Raw genomic sequence first — 250 nt, 5'->3', positions numbered from 1 at the left:
ATCCCGGTTTGACCTAAACGTGCCGAAATTTTATCTGCCAACCGCATCAACGCCCACAAGCCGAAACCGATTAACACAAGCTCGGCAGACATAATAGCGTAATGCTGCCAACCATCACTACGATTGGCATACAGAATAATGGAGCTTATTGCGCCAGGCCCGGCAAGCATTGGCATCGCTAATGGTACAACGGCGACTGATTTGCGATGCTCTGCCTCTTCGCGCTCAGCATCAGTATTTTTTGCACTAC

Annotated in this window: 1 protein-coding gene; it reads right to left on the bottom strand. The window is 49.6% G+C overall.

Annotated elements, in window-relative coordinates; genetic code table 11:
* A partial coding sequence (locus R0J87_RS22935) for a MarC family protein (RefSeq protein ID WP_498889239.1) occupies window positions 1–250 on the bottom strand: 250 nt, incomplete at both ends.

It is taken from the genome of Halomonas sp. SIMBA_159, from assembly GCF_046536035.1.
In the GTDB taxonomy this organism is placed as follows: Bacteria; Pseudomonadota; Gammaproteobacteria; order Pseudomonadales; family Halomonadaceae; genus Vreelandella; species Vreelandella venusta_A.
Note: the sequence above shows the minus strand (reverse complement) of the source record. Positions and strands in the feature narration are given on the sequence as shown.